At 26.1% G+C, this 2,383-nt stretch carries 2 protein-coding genes and 1 pseudogene; 2 read left to right on the forward strand and 1 reads right to left on the reverse strand.

The window, feature by feature from the left end:
* Positions 1 to 221: pseudogene (locus ABY298_RS16035) on the reverse strand (GDSL family lipase); the annotation flags it as partial.
* A gap of 434 nt (positions 222 to 655) precedes the next feature.
* Here ABY298_RS16035 and ABY298_RS16040 point away from each other — a divergent pair.
* Together ABY298_RS16040 and ABY298_RS16045 are read left to right on the forward strand one after the other, a co-directional pair.
* Complete coding sequence (locus tag ABY298_RS16040) at positions 656 to 1,954, forward strand: tetratricopeptide repeat protein (RefSeq protein WP_372747050.1); 1,299 nt, start codon at positions 656 to 658, stop codon at positions 1,952 to 1,954.
* Positions 1,926 to 2,383, forward strand: a 458-nt coding sequence (locus ABY298_RS16045; protein WP_372747051.1) for a sensor histidine kinase, incomplete at its 3' end; no start/stop codon positions are given. The genes ABY298_RS16040 and ABY298_RS16045, both read left to right, overlap by 29 nt.

Raw genomic sequence — 2,383 nt, forward strand, 5'->3', positions numbered from 1 at the left:
ACATTTTCAATATTTGCAAAAACACGATCGAAAAACCACGTACAAGCAGCTAAAGTAGATCCTCCAAAACCTAAATTTAAAGGATTATGTTTTTTAAAAATAGTACTTAACTCACTCCATAGGGTAAATGTAGAACTTCCATAAAAAACCAATTTGGGGTTATATTCTAATGTTTTAATTTGATTTTCTAATTGTTCTAAACTGGGATGAAACCAAAACATAAATTAATTATTTTTAAAATTAATGCTTAAATATAAAGTTTTATAACAAGTAAAAGCAATGAAACTAGCATAATTTGATATTTATATAACAAAAGTCATATTTTAAAAATCTATTTTCTGAAAAGGCTACTATAAATTTTACATATAATATTAAAACAATTACCATGTATTTTTTATTAATTTTTACATTGCAGAAAAATACATTTTGGCTAAAACTGTTCTTTTGGTTTTTAAAATTATAACAATCTCTAAAATTCAATAATTTCAAATTTTTATACATATTTAGTAAATATTTTGTTGCTAATCTTAACTAATTACGTGGCGTTAATGTTATTAAAAATATTTGTAAATTTGTTTATATTTATAGAAATAAAATGTTGATCAGATCAACCTCAACTTATTTCATAACAATGAAATAACAAACTATACCCCTAATGCCAAAGAAAAAACTCTTTTTAACATTATTAACCACACTACTCATATCATTACTGTTATACTTTGTTTTTAACAATTTTAAAAAGGAAACAACTATAATTGCCCAAAGTATTGATTTACAACATAAAGCAAAAAAAGAAAAAATAAATCTACGTTTAGAAAATGCGCTAGATTTGATTAATTCAGATAATAAAAAAGCAATTGAAATAGCCAAATCTTGTTTGTCAGAATCTCAACAATTAGAGAATAAATCTTTAGAAATGCGTTCGCTTTTTGTTTTAGGAAAGTTGAATGTTAATTCCGAAAATATACACAACACACAATTATATTTTGATAAAGCTCTACTCCTATCAATAGAGCTTGAAGATAATTGGTATAGAGGAGAAATTTTATATGCAAAAGGTAAAAATCAATATAGATTAACCAATACAAAACAAGCACTTGAAACCTTTAATGAAGCGCTATATTATTGCCAATTATCTAAAAATTATAAAACTATTGGGGCAACATACTCAATGATTGGAACAATTTTTAGAGTGAACGGAGTTTACAGTAGAGCCATTGAGTATTTTATTAAATCTAGGTTAAATTATAGCAAAGCTAACTATAGTGAAGGTGACGCTTGGGCATCCTATTTGTTAGGTCAAATTCATGCTGATTTAAGAAATTCAGAAAAAGCAATGCATTACTTTCAAGAATCTCTAAATAAATACCAGATATTAGCAGCTGCCGATGGTATTACCGACGGTATTGCTATTTGTTATGAGCAAATTGCAAAATTAAATTTAGAACTTGGGAATTTTGACGAAGCTAACAAGTATATTACTATGCTTCTTGAAATTAGAACTAAAAACAAATCAGTATACGGTGTTACCAACGTGTATAGTCTTTTAGGAAAATTAGAATATTTAAAAGGAAATTACCTGCTTGCTGAAACGCATTTAAACAACTCTTTAGATATAAAAAATGGTGTTTTAAGCCTACATAGTAAGCCTAGTGTATACATGTACTTAGGTTTATGCGCTATTAAAACAGGAAATTTTGAAAAAGGAATTGAAGAATTGAATGAAGGTCTTGTAATAGCTTTATCAAATAACTTCAAGAAAAATGAATTAGAAATTTATTCAAAACTAGCCGAAATTTATTCAAATACCAATAATTTTAAAGAAGCTATCTTTTATAAAAATCAACAAATTGAATTACAAGATTTAATCTTATATGGCGAAGCAGATGTTCAAATAGAGCAATTACAAGCTTTTCATGAATTAGATGAAAAAAACAGACAAAAAAGAGAATGAAGTAAATACCTTAAAAATTAAAGAACAACGTAGCTATCAGGTTTTAATGGTTTTCATAATTATATTTGTAATTTTAGTTGCGGTATTTATATACCTATTCTACACACAATTACGCAAAAAAAATGACGAATTAAAAAAATTAAATACAACTACAAACAAACTTTTCTCCATTATTGCACACGATTTAAGAAGTCCATTTAATACTATTTTAGGTTTCTCTAACCTATTAAAAACCAATGCTAAAGATTTAGAAACTGCAAAAATTGTAAAATTTAGTGATCATATAAATTCTGCAGCAGTAAATACACTTGCATTACTTGACAATCTACTAAATTGGGCAAAATCTCAAACAGGACAAATTACATTTAACCCAGAAAAATTAAATTTACAGCCAATTGTAGATCAAACAATAGCAATTTTAAAGCCAAC

The sequence above is a fragment of the Lutibacter sp. genome (genome assembly GCF_041596795.1).
In the GTDB taxonomy this organism is placed as follows: Bacteria; Bacteroidota; Bacteroidia; order Flavobacteriales; family Flavobacteriaceae; genus Lutibacter.

Excerpts from the sequence above, each read along its gene's own strand:
- ABY298_RS16040 (WP_372747050.1), top strand. The coding sequence starts at position 656 with ATGCCAAAGAAAAAACTCTTTTTAACATTATTAACCACACTACTCATA.